This window comes from Candidatus Nomurabacteria bacterium (genome assembly GCA_023898605.1).
Taxonomy (GTDB): domain Bacteria; phylum Patescibacteriota; class Minisyncoccia; order Phycocordibacterales; family UBA9973; genus HK-STAS-PATE-34.
Window position 1 is genome coordinate 589,064 of sequence record CP060230.1, and the last position, 17,413, is coordinate 606,476.

27 protein-coding genes are annotated in these 17,413 nt (G+C 37.4%); all 27 read left to right on the forward strand.

What is annotated here, in order from left to right; all coding sequences use genetic code 11:
- The first annotated feature begins 161 nt into the window (after positions 1-161).
- The 27 genes from fusA (at position 162) to map (ending at position 17,361) form a co-directional block, all read left to right on the forward strand.
- Positions 162-2,318, forward strand: a complete 2,157-nt coding sequence (gene fusA, locus H6791_03360) for an elongation factor G (GenBank protein ID USN94766.1) — start codon at positions 162-164, stop codon at positions 2,316-2,318.
- Positions 2,319-2,543: 225 nt separating this feature from the next.
- Complete coding sequence (locus H6791_03365; protein ID USN94767.1) at positions 2,544-2,975, forward strand: hypothetical protein; 432 nt, start codon at positions 2,544-2,546, stop codon at positions 2,973-2,975.
- 62 nt (positions 2,976-3,037) lie between these two features.
- A complete protein-coding gene (locus tag H6791_03370) occupies positions 3,038-3,739 on the forward strand; it encodes an SDR family NAD(P)-dependent oxidoreductase (GenBank protein ID USN94768.1) in 702 nt (233 codons plus the stop codon).
- Positions 3,740-3,965: 226 nt separating this feature from the next.
- Positions 3,966-5,159: an elongation factor Tu gene (gene tuf, locus H6791_03375; GenBank protein USN94769.1), complete on the forward strand. Its 1,194-nt coding sequence runs from the start codon at positions 3,966-3,968 to the stop codon at positions 5,157-5,159.
- Between the two features lie 36 nt (positions 5,160-5,195).
- Entirely contained in the window at positions 5,196-5,555 is a 360-nt protein-coding gene (gene rpsJ, locus H6791_03380) for a 30S ribosomal protein S10 (protein USN94770.1), read from the forward strand.
- 102 nt (positions 5,556-5,657) lie between these two features.
- Positions 5,658-6,263: a 50S ribosomal protein L3 gene (rplC, locus tag H6791_03385; protein USN94771.1), complete on the forward strand. Its 606-nt coding sequence runs from the start codon at positions 5,658-5,660 to the stop codon at positions 6,261-6,263.
- Between the two features lie 2 nt (positions 6,264-6,265).
- Positions 6,266-6,934 (forward strand): 50S ribosomal protein L4, encoded by a 669-nt coding sequence (gene rplD / locus H6791_03390; GenBank protein ID USN94772.1) that lies wholly within the window; start codon positions 6,266-6,268, stop codon positions 6,932-6,934.
- 4 nt (positions 6,935-6,938) lie between these two features.
- A complete protein-coding gene (locus H6791_03395; protein ID USN94773.1) occupies positions 6,939-7,268 on the forward strand; it encodes a 50S ribosomal protein L23 in 330 nt (109 codons plus the stop codon).
- A gap of 7 nt (positions 7,269-7,275) precedes the next feature.
- The gene (rplB, locus tag H6791_03400) at positions 7,276-8,115 is read left to right on the forward strand and encodes a 50S ribosomal protein L2 (protein USN94774.1); all 840 of its coding nucleotides are present in this window, start codon (positions 7,276-7,278) and stop codon (positions 8,113-8,115) included.
- Between the two features lie 169 nt (positions 8,116-8,284).
- Positions 8,285-8,620: a 30S ribosomal protein S19 gene (rpsS, locus tag H6791_03405; GenBank protein USN94775.1), complete on the forward strand. Its 336-nt coding sequence runs from the start codon at positions 8,285-8,287 to the stop codon at positions 8,618-8,620.
- Between the two features lie 17 nt (positions 8,621-8,637).
- On the forward strand, positions 8,638-8,961 hold the full coding sequence (gene rplV, locus H6791_03410; protein ID USN94776.1) for a 50S ribosomal protein L22: 324 nt from the start codon (positions 8,638-8,640) through the stop codon (positions 8,959-8,961).
- Between the two features lie 4 nt (positions 8,962-8,965).
- On the forward strand, positions 8,966-9,640 hold the full coding sequence (gene rpsC / locus H6791_03415; GenBank protein USN94777.1) for a 30S ribosomal protein S3: 675 nt from the start codon (positions 8,966-8,968) through the stop codon (positions 9,638-9,640).
- A 10-nt stretch (positions 9,641-9,650) separates the two neighbouring features.
- Positions 9,651-10,067 carry a 50S ribosomal protein L16 gene (gene rplP, locus H6791_03420; protein ID USN94778.1) on the forward strand — a complete coding sequence of 139 codons (417 nt, stop codon included), beginning with the start codon at positions 9,651-9,653 and terminating at the stop codon, positions 10,065-10,067.
- A 2-nt stretch (positions 10,068-10,069) separates the two neighbouring features.
- A complete protein-coding gene (gene rpmC, locus H6791_03425; GenBank protein USN94779.1) occupies positions 10,070-10,252 on the forward strand; it encodes a 50S ribosomal protein L29 in 183 nt (60 codons plus the stop codon).
- Positions 10,253-10,257: 5 nt separating this feature from the next.
- Positions 10,258-10,500, forward strand: coding sequence for a 30S ribosomal protein S17 (gene rpsQ, locus H6791_03430; GenBank protein ID USN94780.1), 243 nt, complete (start codon positions 10,258-10,260; stop codon positions 10,498-10,500).
- 10 nt (positions 10,501-10,510) lie between these two features.
- Positions 10,511-10,894 (forward strand): 50S ribosomal protein L14, encoded by a 384-nt coding sequence (rplN, locus tag H6791_03435; protein USN94781.1) that lies wholly within the window; start codon positions 10,511-10,513, stop codon positions 10,892-10,894.
- A gap of 135 nt (positions 10,895-11,029) precedes the next feature.
- Positions 11,030-11,326 carry a 50S ribosomal protein L24 gene (gene rplX, locus H6791_03440; protein USN94782.1) on the forward strand — a complete coding sequence of 99 codons (297 nt, stop codon included), beginning with the start codon at positions 11,030-11,032 and terminating at the stop codon, positions 11,324-11,326.
- Between the two features lie 31 nt (positions 11,327-11,357).
- The gene (rplE, locus tag H6791_03445) at positions 11,358-11,900 is read left to right on the forward strand and encodes a 50S ribosomal protein L5 (GenBank protein ID USN94783.1); all 543 of its coding nucleotides are present in this window, start codon (positions 11,358-11,360) and stop codon (positions 11,898-11,900) included.
- Between the two features lie 147 nt (positions 11,901-12,047).
- Positions 12,048-12,233: a type Z 30S ribosomal protein S14 gene (locus H6791_03450; protein ID USN94784.1), complete on the forward strand. Its 186-nt coding sequence runs from the start codon at positions 12,048-12,050 to the stop codon at positions 12,231-12,233.
- Positions 12,234-12,263: 30 nt separating this feature from the next.
- Positions 12,264-12,650 carry a 30S ribosomal protein S8 gene (rpsH, locus tag H6791_03455; protein USN94785.1) on the forward strand — a complete coding sequence of 129 codons (387 nt, stop codon included), beginning with the start codon at positions 12,264-12,266 and terminating at the stop codon, positions 12,648-12,650.
- A 5-nt stretch (positions 12,651-12,655) separates the two neighbouring features.
- A complete protein-coding gene (gene rplF / locus H6791_03460; GenBank protein USN94786.1) occupies positions 12,656-13,189 on the forward strand; it encodes a 50S ribosomal protein L6 in 534 nt (177 codons plus the stop codon).
- A 5-nt stretch (positions 13,190-13,194) separates the two neighbouring features.
- Positions 13,195-13,545, forward strand: coding sequence for a 50S ribosomal protein L18 (locus tag H6791_03465; GenBank protein ID USN94787.1), 351 nt, complete (start codon positions 13,195-13,197; stop codon positions 13,543-13,545).
- Between the two features lie 10 nt (positions 13,546-13,555).
- Complete coding sequence (locus tag H6791_03470; GenBank protein ID USN94788.1) at positions 13,556-14,203, forward strand: 30S ribosomal protein S5; 648 nt, start codon at positions 13,556-13,558, stop codon at positions 14,201-14,203.
- Between the two features lie 26 nt (positions 14,204-14,229).
- Positions 14,230-14,670: an uL15 family ribosomal protein gene (locus H6791_03475; GenBank protein USN94789.1), complete on the forward strand. Its 441-nt coding sequence runs from the start codon at positions 14,230-14,232 to the stop codon at positions 14,668-14,670.
- 2 nt (positions 14,671-14,672) lie between these two features.
- A complete protein-coding gene (gene secY, locus H6791_03480; protein ID USN94790.1) occupies positions 14,673-15,947 on the forward strand; it encodes a preprotein translocase subunit SecY in 1,275 nt (424 codons plus the stop codon).
- A 46-nt stretch (positions 15,948-15,993) separates the two neighbouring features.
- Complete coding sequence (locus H6791_03485; protein ID USN94791.1) at positions 15,994-16,590, forward strand: nucleoside monophosphate kinase; 597 nt, start codon at positions 15,994-15,996, stop codon at positions 16,588-16,590.
- Positions 16,591-17,361: a type I methionyl aminopeptidase gene (gene map / locus H6791_03490; GenBank protein ID USN94792.1), complete on the forward strand. Its 771-nt coding sequence runs from the start codon at positions 16,591-16,593 to the stop codon at positions 17,359-17,361.
- The last annotated feature ends 52 nt before the right edge of the window (positions 17,362-17,413 follow it).

A 17,413-nucleotide genomic window follows, 5' to 3' on the forward strand; every position in this document is an offset into this window, starting at 1 on the left:
AAAGGGTCATTTTTTATTTAGTAGGTTTTTATTCACGGATCCCGTACGAAATAGCGGACGCGATCATGCAAATAAAAATCAAGGTCAATTTATTATTTTAATTGGAAATTAGGATAAAACCCGCACTATAGGTAAGGGTCCGCGTCCTATTTCGTAACGGGATGGAAAGAGATTATCCACTAGAAAAAGTAAGGAACTTTGGGATTATTGCCCACATCGACGCCGGAAAAACTACTACTTCCGAGCGTGTTTTGTACTACACCGGTGTTTCTCACAAGATTGGTGAGGTTCACGAAGGTGAAGCTACAATGGACTGGATGGAACAAGAAAGAGAGAGAGGTATTACTATTACCTCTGCTGCTACTACTTGTTTCTGGACACCTACATACGTAGGCGACAAAGAAGACAAAAAAAGCAAATTTAGGTTCAACATAATCGACACACCTGGACACATCGACTTCACAGTTGAGGTGAAAAGATCTATGAGAGTTTTGGACGGAGCAGTTGTTGTGTTTGACGGTGTTGCTGGTGTAGAGCCACAATCAGAAACAAACTGGAGATATGCCGACGAAGCCAACGTGCCAAGAGTTTGTTTTATAAACAAATTAGACAGAACAGGTGCTTCTTTTGAGAAGTCATATCAATCTATTATAGATAGACTTTCAAAGAGTGCAGTTAGAATGCAGCTTCCTATCGGACTAGAAGATCAGCACGAAGGTGCAGTAGATCTTCTTACAAGAAAAAGCTACAGATTCTCAGGAAAAATGGGAGACGAAATCATAGAAGGTGATGTCCCAGAAAACATGAAAGAAGAAGTTGAGAAATACCGAAATGAACTTGTAGAGTCTATCGTTTCAAACGATGAGACTATGATGAACGACTATCTAGAAGGCAAAGAGCCAGAACTAGCTGTTCTAAAAGCAACACTTAGAAAGGCAGTTATCGCAAACAAGATCTTTCCTGTTTATTGCGGTAGTGCCCTAAAGAACAAAGGTGTTCAACTAGTTCTAGACGCAGTTGTTGACTTTCTTCCTTCTCCTCTAGATGTTCCTCCTGTAAAAGGAATTGATCCTGAAACAGAAGAGGTAGTAGAGAGAAAGACAGAAGACGGAGAACCTCTTTCTGCACTTGCTTTCAAAGTTGCTACAGATCCATTTGTAGGACAACTTATATTCTTCAGAGTTTACTCTGGAACCCTTTCCGCTGGTAGCTATGTCTACAACCCTAGAACTGGTTCAAAAGAAAGAATCGGTAGAATCTTGCGTATGCACGCAAACCAAAGAGAAGAAGTAAAGAAAGTTTACGCTGGAGAAATCGCAGCAGCTGTTGGACTAAAAGATACTATTACATCTGACACACTCTGTGACGAAGAACACCCAATCGAACTAGATAGAATCGTGTTCCCAGAACCAGTTATCTCTCTTAGAATCGAACCAAAGACAAAATCTGATCAAGAGAAACTCGGTATGTCACTTTCTAGACTTGCTCAAGAAGACCCAACATTTAGAGTTTCAACTGACTCTGAAACAAACGAAACAATCATCGCTGGTATGGGAGAACTTCACCTAGACATAATCGTAGACAGACTAAAGAGAGAGTTCTCAGTAGAAACAGTTGTCGGTAAACCTCAAGTTGCTTATAGAGAAACAATTACAGGTGACGCTGATGTAGAAGGAAAATACATCAAACAATCTGGAGGTAGAGGTAACTACGGTCACGTAAAGATCAAAGTAAAACCACTAGATCAGAAGATGACAAAGGAAGATATAGAAAAACTACCGAAGAACGTAAAGAGAGAAGACCACTTCGAATTCATCAACAACATCAAGGGAGGTGTTATTCCACAAGAATACATTCCTGCTTGTGAAAAAGGATTTAGAGAAGGTCTAGACAGAGGAATACTTGCAGGATTCAAGATGGTAGATGTTTCTGTTGATCTATATGACGGTAGTTATCACGAAGTTGACTCAAACGAAATGGCGTTCAAGATCGCTGCTTCTATGGCTATTCAAGAAGCTTGTCAAAAAGCTAGACCAGTTATCCTAGAGCCTATGATGAAGGTAGAAGTTGTAACTCCTGACCAGTTCATGGGAGACGTTTCTGGAAACCTTTCTTCTAAGCGTGGTCTTATCGAAGGTATGGAAGATAGAGGTATGAACAAAGTTGTAAAAGCTGTTGTTCCTCTTTCTGAAATGTTCGGATTCATGACAACACTTAGATCTATGACTGAAGGTAGAGCATCATTCAACATGGAATTCCTAAGATATGATATTGTTCCACAAAACGTTGCGGATGAAATAATCAAATCACGTAAATAATTGAAATTAGAAAAGGCTAGATAATCAATTCTCGCCCCGTACAAAGAACCGCATGAATTCATGCGGTTCTTTTGTTCTGGGGTTCCACAAAACGTTGCGGATGCCTGTTCGCCTTGGGTGGGAAATCATAAAATCTAGAAAATAATATAAAAATAAATCAAAAAAACCGCGCCTTGCGGTTTTTTTGATTTGGTGTAATCTTTTGTTTAAATAAAAAGTACAATTTTGTCAAAAAGAAAAAAGCATCCGAATAAAAAAGAATTGGACAAAATTCTTATTGACCTTATAACGTGGCCCACAAAGCCATCTGCTAGGTTACTGGAACATCTTCGTTTTGTATTGATTACTGGAAATGTTTTTGATCTCCCTTTTCATACACAAGGATCTGGCGCCTCTGTTGATATAGAAAGACAACACCTTATCCTTGTTTTTAGGGATCTTGTAGAAGGTACCAGTACAAAATTTGAGGGTAATCAGGAGTATTTGAAGTATGTGCGCTTGTATATGCGCACAAAAGACAAATATCTTCTAAGTTATTACGAGGAAATATTGAAGTTCCTTATTTGCATTGGGGCTGATAGAAATAAGTATTGTAACAAAAGGGTTATAAGTAAAATAAACATTTCCATTAAAAACATCGAAGAAAATGTTTTGTAAAGCTACCCAGGGGTAGCTTTTTTATTTGTGCAATTTTGTTTTTAGTGTAGTATGATTTCAAAATGAACAAAGACATGAAAACAGCTATAGTAGTCGGTGCGACTGGCGAGATCGGCGGAGCTATAGCTTCGCTCCTTGTAGAAAAAGACTTCCATGTGATTTGCTTTGGCCGAGACAAGACAAAACTCTCAAGTCTAAAGAAAGATCTAGGAGAAAACGTCTCAACTTTCTCAGTTGATCTTCGTGACACTGAAAATTTGGAAATGATGATCTCTGACATCAAACTTCAATACAAGAAAATTGATCTTGTTGTAGGAGCAGCAGGTTTCTTTGAGTGGGACAACGAGTCCCCGAGTTTGCTCTCTGCGATATCAAAGATTTCCGAAGCTAACTTCGACTCAAAGGCGAGGTTTTACGACTCTTTCAAAGAAGTTTTCAAACCAAAAGGGGTGGTTTTCAAATTTGTCGGATCTCACATTGCCGACGAAAAACTTTTTTCTGACTCTGATATCGAAAAGTTCGGTGAAGTAGCTTATGCTTACGCTATGAAAAACCTACGCAAGTGGGTTGCCCAAAAAAAGAGAGAAGATATCGACAATACCATTTTGATATCTGAACCAGGGTTGATAGATACAGCTATGGCCAGAAGAAAGTTCACCAAAGAAAGACTCGGTTATGAACCTGATTGGCAGAGAGAATCTCTAAAACCGGAAGATTATGCAAATATCTTCTGGAAAGAAGATCTCGAAGAAATTTTCCAATAAACCGGTTAGCTCCCGGTTTTTTCTTTTTTGAGCATTTTTAGGCTTTTTCCTCTTGACTTATCGACTCTATTTCGCTAATATGTTCTAGCGCGAATTACGCGTTTTTTTACTAGTCGTATATTACTAATCAATTAACTAAATCGTTCTTTTCGTCGTCGTATTCCGCGAGTACTGAGTTCTCGTATGTTCGCGAAATACGTAGACGTTATAAGACTAAAATAAATTTATGGCAGATTTTGACAGATCAAAACCTCACGTAAACGTAGGTACAATTGGTCACGTTGACCACGGTAAGACAACTCTTACTGCGGCTATTTTGCACGTTCTATCTAGAGCAGGTGGAGAATACGGTGCAGCTATTAAAGGTGTCGATCAAATCGACAAGGCGCCAGAAGAAAAAGCGAGAGGAATAACAATTTCTCTTTCTCACAACGAATACTGGACACCAACAAGACACTACGCTCACATTGACGCGCCAGGTCACGCTGACTACATCAAGAACATGATTACAGGTGCAGCTCAGATGGACGGTGCTGTTATCGTAGTTGCAGCAACAGACGGTGTTATGCCACAAACAAGAGAACACATCCTTCTTGCAAAACAAGTTGGTGTGCCTAAGATAATCGTTTTCCTAAACAAGTGTGACATGGTAGATGACAAAGATCTTCTAGACCTTGTTGAAGAAGAGGTAAGAGAGCTTCTAGAGAAGCAAGGATTCGACAAAGACTGTCCTGTTATAAGAGGATCAGGTCTTAAGGCTCTTGAATCAGCTTCAAACGATGACGAATGGGCTAAGAAAGTTATGGAACTTATCGAAGCTCTAGATACTTACATTCCACTTCCAGAAAGAGAAGTAGACAAACCATTCCTTATGCCTATCGAAGACATATTCTCTATCGAAGGTAGAGGTACTGTTGTTACAGGTAGAATCGAAAGAGGTAAGGTTGTAGTTGGAGAAGAAGTAGAAATCGTTGGTATCAAAGAAACATCAAAGACTACAGTTACTGGAGTTGAAATGTTCAACAAGCAACTAAAAGAAGGTCTTGCTGGAGACAACGCAGGTATCCTTATAAGAGGTATCAAGAAAGACGACATAACAAGAGGACAAGTTCTTGCAAAGCCAAGTTCTGTAAATCCTCACACAGAATTTGAATGTGAAGTTTACATTCTTAAAAAAGAAGAAGGTGGACGACACACTCCATTTATGAACGGTTACAAGCCTCAGTTCTACGTAAGAACTACAGACGTTACAGGAGAAGTTACTCTTCCAGAAGGAACAGAAATGGTTATGCCTGGTGACACTGTAAAACTAAAAGCAAAACTAGTTGTACCAGTTGCTCTAGAAGAACAACAAAGATTTGCGATAAGAGAAGGTGGAAAGACTGTTGGTGCCGGTGTTGTTACAAAGGTCATCGCCTAACACTAACCTAATCATTATCAAATTATTTAGCTCTTTATGACTGAAAGCACGACAAAAACAAAAAAAACTAAAGCATCGAAATCCGAAGCTGTTTCTAAGCTTAGGATACAGGTTCGTGCCTATGAAAATAAGGTACTAGATGTTTCTGTAAAGCAAATCATAGATACAGCTCGTAGATATGATGCTACTGTTAGAGGACCAGTTCCACTACCTACAGAAATCAAAAAGTACACTGTTAACAGATCATCTTTCGTGTACAAGGATTCACGAGAACAATTTGAGATAAGAGTTCACAAGAGACTTATCGATATATTGAATCCAAATGCAAAGGTGGTTGAGGCACTCACAAACCTAGCACTTCCATCAGGGGTTGATGTTTCCGTCAAAATGATGTAATCTAAGGCCCACTGTTTGGACTCTATTAGTTCTGACAAAAGGAGAAATCTTCACGCCTAGCTTTTGCTAGGCGTGAAGCAATACTCCGAAATTCCAAATTATATGAAGATATTATTCGCTACAAAAGATAAAATGACCCAATACTTCGATGAAGAAGGTAAGGTCCACCCAGCAACAGTGGTAAGGGTTATGCCTGCTTCTGTTCTTAGGGAGAAAAACACAGAAAAAGATGGTTACCAAGCCTTCGTTGTTGGATTTGGTGATCAAAAAGCAGAGAGGATAAACAAGCCTCAAAAGGGACTCTTCGGCGAGAAGGGTAATTTCCGTTTTGTAAAAGAGATCCCAGCTGTAGAAGGAGTAAATATTGGAGATACTCTAGATGTATCACAATTTGAAAAAGGAGACGTTATACAAGTAACTGGAACATCAAAAGGTAAAGGCTTCCAAGGTGTTGTAAAAAGACACGGTTTTCACGGAGGAAGAAGAAGTCACGGACAAAAGCACTCAGAGAGAGAGCCAGGTTCTATCGGAGCTGGTGGTGTTCAGAGAGTTATGAAAGGTATGAGAATGGCAGGTAGAATGGGTACAGATACTATAACTGTAAAAAACCTAGAGGTCGTAGCTGTCCACAATGAAACAAAAGAACTAGTTATAAGAGGTGCTCTTCCAGGTAGAAAGGGTACAGTTCTTAGAGTAGTACAGAAATAAATATGAAAACACCAATATACAATCAAGAAGGTAAAAAAGTAAAAGATCTAGAACTTCCAGTAGAGATATTTGGTCTTTCTTGGAATGGAGATCTTGTTCACGAGACACTTCTATCTATGGCAGCTAACAGAAGACCAACAACTGCTCATACAAAAGATAGAGGAGAAGTTTCTGGGGGTGGTAAGAAGCCTTGGAGACAAAAAGGTACAGGTAGAGCAAGACACGGTTCTTCAAGAAGCCCAATATGGGTTGGTGGAGGTACTACTCATGGACCAAGAAAAGAAAAGGACTACTCTAGAAAGATAAACAAGAAAGCAAAGACAAAAGCACTGTTTACTCTTCTTTCTAAGAAGCTAAAAGACGGAGAAGTTATATTTATCGATAGTCTCGATATCAAAGACGGTAAGACAAAGGGTGCTGATCAAGTTCTAAAAAACATAGCAACTGTTTCTGGTTTTGAAAAACTAAAGGCAGCTAGAAAGCCAATTGGTTATATCGTTTTGGGTGAAACTAACAGAGGTACACACCTAGCTTTCAGAAATATACCAAAGGTTTCTTTGGACTATGTTTCTTCTCTAGATGCTCTTGAGCTTGCAAACAGAAGATATCTTATAGTTGCTAATCCAGAAAAGTTTGTTGAGTCACTACAAGCTAAAGTAAACAAGAAATAATATTATGGCTACAAAAGACAAAACAAAAGAAGTATCGAAAGCAAAAATAGTTTCTGGAAGAGATCCTAGAGATGTTATTTTGAACCCTAGAGTTACAGAAAAGGCTTCTTTCGGAGTTGCTCAAAATGCTTACACATTTGATGTAAATCCTAGAAGTACAAAGACAGAAATCAAAGAAGCTATCGAAATTCTTTACAAGAAAACACCAGTAAAGATAAGCGTTACTACTATAAAACCAAAAACTATCTTTAGAAGAGGTAACTTGGGAAAGAAAAGTGGTGGCAAGAAAGCGGTCGTATATTTCAAGAAAGGAGACTCCATAACAGTTCTATAATTTAAATATGAAAAAGTATAAACCAACAACTCCATCAAGAAGACAAATGTCTACAGTTGAGTACAAGAAAGTACTTTCTGGTGACAAGCCTACAAAATCTCTAGTAAAAGGAGGTAAAAAAAGCGTTGGACGAAACAACCAAGGTAGGATAACAACTCGTCACAAGGGAGGTGGAAACAAGAAAAATTACAGACTTGTAGATTTCAAGTACAACAAGAAAGATATTCCAGCAACAATCAAGACTATAGAATACGATCCAAATAGAAATGCGTTTATCGGACTAGCTGTTTATGCAGACGGAGAAAAAAGATACGTTATCGTTCCTCAATCTATCAAGGTTGGAGAAAAGATGATTGTTTCAGAAGAAGCTCCAATAAAGCCAGGAAACAGACTTCCGCTAAAAAATATTCCAGTTGGTACATTTGTTTACAATGTTGAGATAAAACCAAATGGAGGTGCAAAGCTTGCTAGAAGCGCAGGAACATTTATTCAAGTTGTAGCGCATGACAACAACTACTCAAACTTGAAAATGCCTTCAACTGAAGTTAGAAAAGTTCAAGATAAGTGTTGGGCAACTATAGGAGAAGTTTCAAACCCTGAATACAAACTACAAAACTGGGGTAAGGCCGGAAAAAGTAGATGGAAGGGTATAAGACCAACAGTTAGAGGTACTGCCATGAACCCAGTAGATCACCCATACGGTGGAGGTGAAGGTAGACAAGGAAGAGGTACAAGAAGACCTAAGACAAAATGGGGTAAAATCACAGGAGGAAAGAAAACAAGAACTCCAAAGAAGTACTCAAACAACCTTATTGTCTCAAGAAGAAAGACAGGAAAGAAGAGATAAAAAGCCAAAAAAGCCAGCATTTGCTGGCTTTTTTGATTGTTCTAGGTATTTTTTGTGGACTTTTGGCTATTTCTCAGAAAACCCCTTAATTTCCTTAATATTTATTTGACATTAGCTCCGGCTTCTGATAATATCGTCTCGTTGCCTCGTTTAAGGGCATTTTTTATACATGACTAGATCACTAAAGAAAGGACTATATGTGGACCCTAGGGTTCTCAAGAAAATAGAAGGAAAGAAGCCAAGCGACACTGGTGTTATTAAGACATGGTCAAGAGCTTGTGTTATAAGTCCTGAGATGGTTGGATTCACTTTTGGAGTTCACAACGGAAGACAACACATAGAAGTTCTTGTATCTGAAGACATGGTTGGACACAGACTAGGAGAGTTTTCTCCTACACGTAAGTTCCTAAGACATGGAGGTAAGATGCAAAAAGAACTAGAACAGAAGAAAAGAGAAGCAGAAATTTCAGCGGCAAAAGCAGCAAAAGCTTCTGATAAGAAATAAATTGTTAAGTTTGATTTATGAAAGCAACACTAAAAAACTACAGACAATCACCTAGAAAAGTAAGACTTGTAGCAAGGTCTCTTCAAGGTAAAAGCGTAAGAGAAGCGCTTGTTTCTCTTGGCTTTTTGACAAAGAGAGCAGCAGACCCACTAAAGAAGCTTATCGAGTCAGCTGTAGCAAACTCTGGAACAGACGGGAAAGATCTTGTAGTTTCTTCTATGAGAGTAGACAAGGGTGTTGTATTCAAGAGATTCAGACCAAGAGCTAGAGGTTCAGCTAGCCGTATCAACAAGAGAAACGCTCACGTTACAGTGGAACTAAAACAAAAAGAAAACAAATAATATTATGACAAAGATAGTACACCCATATGCACATAGACTAGGAATACTGCGAGACTGGAAAAGCAGGTGGTTCAGTGATCCTAAAAAATATTTCAATAATCTAAAAGAAGATATTGTCATAAGAGATGTTATTTCAAAAAAGATGAAAGGACACTTCATCTCTCTAGTTGAAATCGAAAGAAGCCAAAAAGCTACAAGAGTAATCATCAACACTTCAAGACCGGGTATGGTTATCGGAAGACAAGGTGAGGGATCACAAAAACTTAGAGCAGAAATAATCAAGAATCTTTCAAAGAAAGGTATCAAGGTTAACAATGAGTTCAAGCTAGATATCGTTGAAACAAAAAACCCTGACAGCGACGCTGCTATAATCGCAGCTTCAATCGTAGAAGGATTAGAAAAGAGAATCCCATTCAGAAGAGTTGCTAAACAAGCAGTAGAAAAAGTTTCTTCACAAAGAAATGTAAAAGGAGTAAGAATCGTTCTTTCTGGAAGACTTGGAGGAGCAGAAATGGCTAGAAAAGAAGAATTCAAGAAGGGTTCTATCCCACTACAAACATTTAGAGCTGATGTTGATTTCATAAGAGAAAGAGCAAGTCTTCCTTATGGAGATATTGGTATAAAGGTCTGGGTTTACAAAGGTCTTGTATTTGCTGACGCTGATAAGAATGTAAATTAATTTTTTGCTTATGTTGTTACCAAAGAAAGTAAAATTTAGAAAATGGCAAACAGGAAGAAAGTCTCTTGACGGTAAAATTGCTACAAGAGGTACAGCTGTTTCTTTTGGATCTTTTGGTCTAAAGGCTACAAGTCCAAACAGAATAAACTCAAGACAAATTGAGGCTGCCAGAAAAGTTGCTTCAAGAACAGTTGGAAAGACAGGAAAAGTTTGGATAAGAATTTTCCCAGATAGACCTTTTACAAAAAAGGCTGCTGAGGTTCCTATGGGAAAGGGTAAGGGTGAACCAGAAGGGTACTGTTGTGAAGTTTTGCCTGGAAAAATTCTTTTCGAGGTTGACGGAGTTTCTGATGAAATAGCAAAAGAAGCACTTAGAAAAGCTGGTACAAAATTGCCAGTCAAGACAAAAGTAATAGCTAGAAATTAATTATGAAAAAGGTTGATTACAAAACAAAAGAAGAAAAAGATATTCTAAAGGAGATTTCTTCTCTAAAAGAGGATCTGAAGAATCATAGATTCAATATGAGTTCTGCAAAAGAGAAAAAACCTCATGAGGTTAGAATGATGAGAAAGAATATCGCTAGACTTTTGACTGAACTAAAAACAAGATAATGCTTATGACAAACGATAAAGATAACAAGAAAATATTGGAAGGAGTTGTTGTTTCAGACAAAATGGACAAGACTGTTACTGTAAAAGTAAACAGGTTCGTGAAGCATCCAAAATACGGTAAGTTTATAAACATCTCAAAGAAGTTTAAAGCTCACGACGAAGACAACTCTCACAAAGTTGGAGATAAGGTTTCGATAGTCGAATCAAAACCGATCTCAAAAGATAAGAAATTTATAGTTATAAAATAACAAAAGGCTTATGATACAACCTCAAACAATGGTAAAAGTAGCAGACAACACAGGTGCAAAGATGGCTCAAGTCTTCAAGGTTCTTGGTAGTTCAAAGAGAAGATATGCTCAATTGGGAGATGTTGTTGTTATTGCTGTAAAAAGCGCTGAACCTAGAAAGACTGTAAAGAAAAAAGACGTTCACCACGCTGTTGTTGTTAGACAAAAGAATGCTTTTAGAAGAAAAGATGGTTCTTATATAAGATTCGATGAGAATGCTGTTGTGATCGTTGGTAAGGCAAAGACAAAGAACAGATTTGAACCAGTAGGTGGTAGAATCTTTGGTCCTATACCAAGAGAAATATCAGAAAGAGGTTTTCAAAAAATCGCATCACTAGCCCCTGAAGTAATATAAAGCTTATGAATCCCGTACGAAATAGTAAACGAATATATTGTAAAAATACGGGAAGGTTGATAATTAATTATAAGAATGTATAAATAATATAATCAAACAAAATTTTAAAAAGTTTACGTTTGATTTCGTAACGGGATGAAAATACGAAAAGGAGACAATGTAATAGTGACTGTCGGAAAAGACAAAGGAAAGAAGGGAACTGTAGAAAAAGTTTTTACTTCTCTAGACAAGGTTCTTATTTCTGGAGTGAATATGAAAAAGGTTCACAAGAAAAGAGAAGGTAAGGGAGAAGTGATAGATAAATCTTTTCCAATCAGTGTATCAAACGTTATGATTCTTGATCCAAAAGGTGGCAAACCTACAAGAATCGGATTCAAGGTTGAAGATGGAAAAAAGATCAGAATAGCTAGAAAGAGCGGTCAAAAGATCTAAATTATAAATATAAATCAATAATTACTTACGTATGGAAAGCGTCAAGGAGATAGAAAAAAAAGCATATGAGCTGATGAAGGACGAGTTTGGTTACAAAAACGCCCTTTCAGCCCCAAGACTTGTAAAAGTTGTTGTTTCAGTTGGTACTGGAAAAGAACAAAAAGTAGATAGAAATAGAAATGACTTTGTTTCTGACAGACTATCAAAAATAACAGGTCAAAAAGCTTCTATAAGAAGTGCAAAGAAATCAATTGCTGGTTTCAAAATAAGAACTGGTGATCCTGTTGGAGTCGTTGTTACTCTAAGAGGTGACAAAATGTACTCTTTTGTAGACAAGCTGGTTCATATCGCAATACCTAGAACAAAAGACTTCAGAGGTATCGCAAAAACAACTGTCGACAAGATAGGAAACATAACTATCGGTATAAGGGAACACACTATATTCCCAGAGACAGGAGATGAAGAATTGAGAGATGTTTTTGGACTAGGAGTTACTATCGTAACTACTGCAAAAACAAAGGAAGAAGCTATAAGATTCTTCGAAATAATAGGAGTTCCTTTCAAAAAAGATTAGTTTGACAGAAAACGGTCTTTTTGTTAGTATAGGCACTACCTATGGGAGTCAATCCACTTTGCTCCTTGAACTTCCTTCTAGGAGGAGGTTCAAGAAACTAAGTGCGATATTGCTCCTTCATAGGTCTATTTTTAGTTAATAATAATTATGTCAAAAACTTCAACACATGTAAGGGCGCAAAAGAAGCCCAAATTCTCTACAAGGTCAAAAAACCGATGTTTTAAATGTGGTCGTGGAAACGGCTTCATGAGAGATTTTGGTATTTGCAGAATTTGTTTCAGAGAAATGGCAAACGAAGGTCAAATACCTGGAGTTAAGAAGTCTAGCTGGTAGTTCGGCAGGCTCACTATAAGATAAGAAATTATGGATCAGATATCAAACATGCTAAACGCCATAAAGACTGGTGGAATGGTTAGAAAGAAAACTATAACAGTTCCTTATTCTGGCGTAAAAGAAAGAATACTAGAATGCCTAAAGAAAGAAGGCTTTGTTTCTGGATACGAAAAGAAAACACTAAAGAATCACCCAACTATTGAAGTAGAGGTTCTTTATGTAGACGGAAGACCAAAAATAAAAGATTTCAAAAGAGTTTCAAAACTTTCTAAAAGAGTTTATATGAGCGCAAAAGAGATAAGACCAATTATGGCCGGAAGAGGTATTTTGGTTCTTTCAACTCCAAAGGGTGTTTTGTCAGGTAAGGTCGCTAAGAAAGAAAATGTTGGTGGTGAAGCACTATTCCAACTAATGTAAAGCTTATGTCTAGAGTAGGTAAACAAGAAATAAAAATACCGAGTGGAGTGAAAGTCGAACTAAAAGACAATGTTTTGACAGTGGAAGGCCCACTTGGAAAACTACAAAGAGAAGTTAGAGATGAAGTAACTATAAACATAAATTCTGACATGGTTACATTTACACCAAACAAAGAAGACAAATTCTCAAAATCTCTATGGGGTACATATGCTTCTCATGTAAAAAACATGGTTGAAGGTGTACAAAAGCCTTACGAAAAGAAATTGATCCTAGAAGGAGTTGGTTTCAAGTCAGAACTACAAGGAAAAGAACTTGTGTTTGGACTAGGTTTTTCTCACCAAGTTAGAGTACCAGTTCCAGAAGGCATTACTGCAACAGCTGAAAAGAATGTTATAACTATATCTGGTATAGATAAAGAATTGGTAGGAAACTTTGCTGCCTCTGTAAGAGCACTGAAAAAACCTGAACCTTACAAAGGAAAAGGATTTAGATATGACGGAGAAGTTATCAGAAGAAAACAAGGTAAGAAATCTGTATAAAGCTTATGAATAATTCACAGAAAAAAACAGAAAAAAGACTAAGAATAAAAAGAAAGATAAGATCTAGGATTTTTGGTACACCAGAAATGCCAAGACTATCTGTTTTTAGATCAAACAAATACATTTATGCTCAGATTATAGATGATCAGGCTGGGGTTACTTTGGCAGAAGCTTCTGATATCAAAGAAACAAAAGGAACAAAAAACGAAAGAGCAAAGCTTGTTGGAAAGAAGATAGCAGACGCAGCTAAGGCAAAAGGAATAAGCAAGGTTGTTTTTGATAGAAATGGATTTTCTTATATAGGTCGTATAAGAGTTCTTGCAGATGAGGCTAGAAGTGCTGGTCTAAAATTCTAAACAAAATATTATGACAGAAGATACAACAAAAAAAGAAAATATAGAAACAGTATCTACAGCTAAGCCAGCTGCAGATTCAAAAGATACAAAAAGAGCTCCTTTTGATGGCAAAAGATCTCCAAGAAGACCTTTCTCTCCAAGAGGAAAGAGAAGAGATGATTTCAAAAGTGATTTTGAACAAAAGATTTTGGATATAAGAAGAGTTACTAGAGTTGTTGCCGGAGGTAGAAGATTCTCTTTTGCGATTGTTATGGCAGTTGGAGACAAAAAGGGTTCTATCGGTGTAGGTACTGGAAAGTCTATAGACACAGCACTTGCGATAGAGAAAGCTCTTAGAAAAGCAAAGAAAAACATGGTTACTCTTAAACTTAGAAAGGACGGTTCAATCCCATTTGAACTAAAGGCAAAATACAAGAGTTCATCTGTTATTCTTTTCCCAAATGCTGGTAAGGGTCTTGTTGCTGGTAGCTCAGTTAGAGACATACTAGCTCTTGCTGGAGTAAAAAATACTACTTCAAAAATACACTCAGGAAGCAAAAACAAACTAAACAACGCAAAGGCAGCTATCAAGGCGCTTGAACCAATCTCTACAAGATACAAAGCTCCAGAAAAGAAAGAGGCTCCAAAAGATGCTCCTCAAAAAGAAGAAAAGAAATAAAACCTTAATCACCTAAAAATACGCTTATGCAAATACACGAAATAAAAAGAAATAGCAAAAACAGAAAGTCAAAACAAGTTGGTAGAGGTGGAACACGTGGTAAAACTTCTGGTAGAGGTATGAAAGGTCAAAAGGCTAGAAGTGGTAGAAAACTAAGACCACAACTAAGAGATACTCTAAAGAAAATACCAAAGAGAAGAGGACGAGGAATAAACCTAAACACTAGCGTTACAGAAAAGAGAATACCTATTTCTCTTACTGTTCTAGAGAATAACTTCGACAAAGGAGAAGTTGTAACACCTAAGACTCTATTTGAAAAGGGTGTAATCGAAAAGAAAGGTGCTAAAATACCAAAGGTAAAAATCCTAGCCAACGGTGAGATCAAAAAAGCTCTTACTGTAGAAGGTTGCGAAATCTCTGCGACTGCGAAAGAAATGATAGAAAAAAGCGGAGGTAAAGTATCATAAAAATGAACAATTTTTTCAAAAAAGCAGGAAAAGTTTTTAAAGATAAAAAGCTAAGAGGCAAAATACTTTTTGTTGTGTTTGCCTTTTTCCTTTTTAGACTACTTACATCTATACCTGTTCCAGGAGTTGATACATTTAGATTGCAATCCTTCCTAGAAGGAAATCAACTATTTGGAATACTAAACATCTTTTCTGGAGGTGGTTTGGCTAACCTTTCTATAGGTATGCTTGGAGTTGGTCCTTACATAACAGGTTCTATTATCATGCAGCTTTTGACAATCATGATCCCTAGACTAAAAGAGCTCTATCATGAGGAAGGAGAAACAGGAAGAAGAAGATTCGCTCAACTTTCAAGAATTATAACAGTACCTCTTGCTGTAGTTCAGGGTACATCACTTCTTTTCATCCTAGAAAGACAAGGGATACTAGAATATCTGACTCTATTCGACAAGATTCAAAACATAATACTTATAACTGCGACATCTATCCTTATAATGTGGATCGGTGAGCTTATTTCTGAATACGGTATAGGTAACGGTGTGTCACTTCTTATTTTTGCAGGTATCGTTGCATCATTTCCAACTCAACTTGGACAACTTGTATTTGCTTATGATCCATCACAGATAACAACTTACATAGGTTTCGGTCTACTTTCTCTACTTGTTATAGGTGGAATAGTTGCTATTTCAGAAGCAGAAAGATCTGTTCCTGTAACTTACGCTAGACAATCTAGATCTATGGGTAAAACAAGTGGTGGTGTGAATTCATATATACCTATAAGAATAAACCAAGCGGGTGTTATGCCTATCATCTTTGCGCTTTCTATCCTGACATTTCCCCAAATCATAGGTAACTTCCTAGTAAACTCTGACAATCAGACTCTTGCATCTTTGGCTCAAAAAATGATGGCATTTAACCAAGCTTCTGTTTGGTATGCGGTTATCTACTTTGTATTGGTTGCACTATTTACTTACTTCTATACAGCTATTACGTTTGATCCAGAATCTATGTCAAAGAACCTTCAGAGAAGCGGAGCATTTATACCGGGAATTAGACCAGGAGAAGCTACAGAAGAATATGTTTCTAGTATTGTTACTAGAGTCACTCTAGTCGGAGCATTATTCCTTGGAACTATCGCGGTCTTGCCTATAATAGTTCAGCAAGTTACGGGTATTACAGCCATAGCACTCGGAGGTACTGCCATATTGATCGTTGTGAACGTGGTAACCGATTTCCTAAAGAAACTAGACGCACAAGTGACAATGAGAGAGTACTAAAAGTACTCTCTTTTGTTTATTTCTCACCAGTTGATATACTTTTTATATGAATGGCAAATATACAATAATATTTATCGGACCTTCTGGATGTGGTAAGGGTACACAGGTAGGACTCTTGCAAAAATATATGGAAGAAAATGATCAAGAGAAAAGATCTGTTTTCTACCTAGAGTCAGGTAAACATTTTAGAGATTTTATTTCTCAAAGTGGTTATACGGCTAAACTTTCTAAAAAAGTTATGAATACTGGCGAGCTTCAACCATCTTTTCTGGCTGTACACGTGTGGTCGCATCTTATGATTGAACAAATGGATGACAACAAGCATCTTATAATCGATGGAACACCTAGACTTCTAGATGAGGCCAAAGTTTTGGATGGAGCTTTTTCTTTCTATGGGATAGAAAAAGTTTTTGTTATACACTTCAACGTTTCTGATGATTGGTCTAGAGAGAGACTTAGTGAGAGAGGAAGATTCGACGACAAAGATAAAGAAGAAGTTGAAAAAAGACTAACTTGGTACAAGAAAGAAGTTCTACCTATAGTAGATTACTTCAGAGATGCAAAAAGATACGAAGTTCTAGATATAAATGGTGAGCAAACAATAGAGGAAGTTCATCAAGATATCATAAAACAAATTTTTTAAATGACTATAAGTATAAAAACAAAAGAAGAAATAGAATTACTTAGAGAAGGCGGAAAAAGACTTGGTACGATTTTGAAAAAAGTCGGAGAGTCAGTGAGACCCGGGATTAGAACTTCTGAACTGGAGGCTATTGCTATTTCTGAGATAGAAAAACTTGGAGACAAGCCAGCATTCAAAGGCTACACTCCGGAGGGGGCGAGTTACCCATACCCTACGGCTCTTTGTGTTTCTATAAACGAAGAGATAGTTCACGGTATACCAAGCGAAGACAGAATCTTGGAAGAGGGTGACATCGTTACTATAGATCTCGGATTGAATCACTCTGGCATGTTTACAGATCACGCCGTTACACTTCCTGTCGGAAAAGTTTCTTCAGAAAAAATAGATCTTCTCAGAAAAACAAAAGAATGTTTAGATTCTGCAATTATGGAAGTAAAACCCGGCGCTCACATAGGAGACATAGGTGCTGCGGTAGAGGAGTGTATCAAGGGAACTTCTTACAAGATAGTAAAAGATCTTGCTGGACACGGTGTTGGATATTCTGTGCACGAAGACCCTTATGTGCCAAACGAAGGCAAGCGTGGAACTGGCCCAGAACTTACACCGGGGATGGTTATTGCAATAGAACCCATGCTTTCTTTGGGTTCACCACAAATATCACTACTAGAAGATGACTATACTCTTTCTACACAAGACGGATCCTTGTCGGCACATTTTGAACATACGGTTGTAGTGACAGACGATGGAGTAGAAGTACTAACGGAAGTCTAAAATTTAATTACTAAAACTTTACAAATTTATAAAGTTTAAAACCAAAAGATAA

Coding starts and splice junctions, on each gene's coding strand:
- fusA (USN94766.1), top strand. CDS start 162: ATGGAAAGAGATTATCCACTAGAAAAAGTAAGGAACTTTGGGATTATT.
- H6791_03485 (USN94791.1), top strand. CDS start 15,994: ATGAATGGCAAATATACAATAATATTTATCGGACCTTCTGGATGTGGT.
- rpsS (USN94775.1), top strand. CDS start 8,285: ATGACTAGATCACTAAAGAAAGGACTATATGTGGACCCTAGGGTTCTC.
- H6791_03395 (USN94773.1), top strand. CDS start 6,939: ATGGCTACAAAAGACAAAACAAAAGAAGTATCGAAAGCAAAAATAGTT.
- rplB (USN94774.1), top strand. CDS start 7,276: ATGAAAAAGTATAAACCAACAACTCCATCAAGAAGACAAATGTCTACA.
- rplF (USN94786.1), top strand. CDS start 12,656: ATGTCTAGAGTAGGTAAACAAGAAATAAAAATACCGAGTGGAGTGAAA.
- rpsC (USN94777.1), top strand. CDS start 8,966: ATGACAAAGATAGTACACCCATATGCACATAGACTAGGAATACTGCGA.
- H6791_03470 (USN94788.1), top strand. CDS start 13,556: ATGACAGAAGATACAACAAAAAAAGAAAATATAGAAACAGTATCTACA.
- H6791_03475 (USN94789.1), top strand. CDS start 14,230: ATGCAAATACACGAAATAAAAAGAAATAGCAAAAACAGAAAGTCAAAA.
- secY (USN94790.1), top strand. CDS start 14,673: ATGAACAATTTTTTCAAAAAAGCAGGAAAAGTTTTTAAAGATAAAAAG.
- rpmC (USN94779.1), top strand. CDS start 10,070: ATGAAAAAGGTTGATTACAAAACAAAAGAAGAAAAAGATATTCTAAAG.
- rplN (USN94781.1), top strand. CDS start 10,511: ATGATACAACCTCAAACAATGGTAAAAGTAGCAGACAACACAGGTGCA.
- rplC (USN94771.1), top strand. CDS start 5,658: ATGAAGATATTATTCGCTACAAAAGATAAAATGACCCAATACTTCGAT.
- H6791_03465 (USN94787.1), top strand. CDS start 13,195: ATGAATAATTCACAGAAAAAAACAGAAAAAAGACTAAGAATAAAAAGA.
- map (USN94792.1), top strand. CDS start 16,591: ATGACTATAAGTATAAAAACAAAAGAAGAAATAGAATTACTTAGAGAA.
- rplV (USN94776.1), top strand. CDS start 8,638: ATGAAAGCAACACTAAAAAACTACAGACAATCACCTAGAAAAGTAAGA.
- rpsJ (USN94770.1), top strand. CDS start 5,196: ATGACTGAAAGCACGACAAAAACAAAAAAAACTAAAGCATCGAAATCC.
- rplD (USN94772.1), top strand. CDS start 6,266: ATGAAAACACCAATATACAATCAAGAAGGTAAAAAAGTAAAAGATCTA.
- rplE (USN94783.1), top strand. CDS start 11,358: ATGGAAAGCGTCAAGGAGATAGAAAAAAAAGCATATGAGCTGATGAAG.
- rpsH (USN94785.1), top strand. CDS start 12,264: ATGGATCAGATATCAAACATGCTAAACGCCATAAAGACTGGTGGAATG.
- rplP (USN94778.1), top strand. CDS start 9,651: ATGTTGTTACCAAAGAAAGTAAAATTTAGAAAATGGCAAACAGGAAGA.
- H6791_03370 (USN94768.1), top strand. CDS start 3,038: ATGAACAAAGACATGAAAACAGCTATAGTAGTCGGTGCGACTGGCGAG.
- rplX (USN94782.1), top strand. CDS start 11,030: ATGAAAATACGAAAAGGAGACAATGTAATAGTGACTGTCGGAAAAGAC.
- H6791_03450 (USN94784.1), top strand. CDS start 12,048: ATGTCAAAAACTTCAACACATGTAAGGGCGCAAAAGAAGCCCAAATTC.
- tuf (USN94769.1), top strand. CDS start 3,966: ATGGCAGATTTTGACAGATCAAAACCTCACGTAAACGTAGGTACAATT.
- rpsQ (USN94780.1), top strand. CDS start 10,258: ATGACAAACGATAAAGATAACAAGAAAATATTGGAAGGAGTTGTTGTT.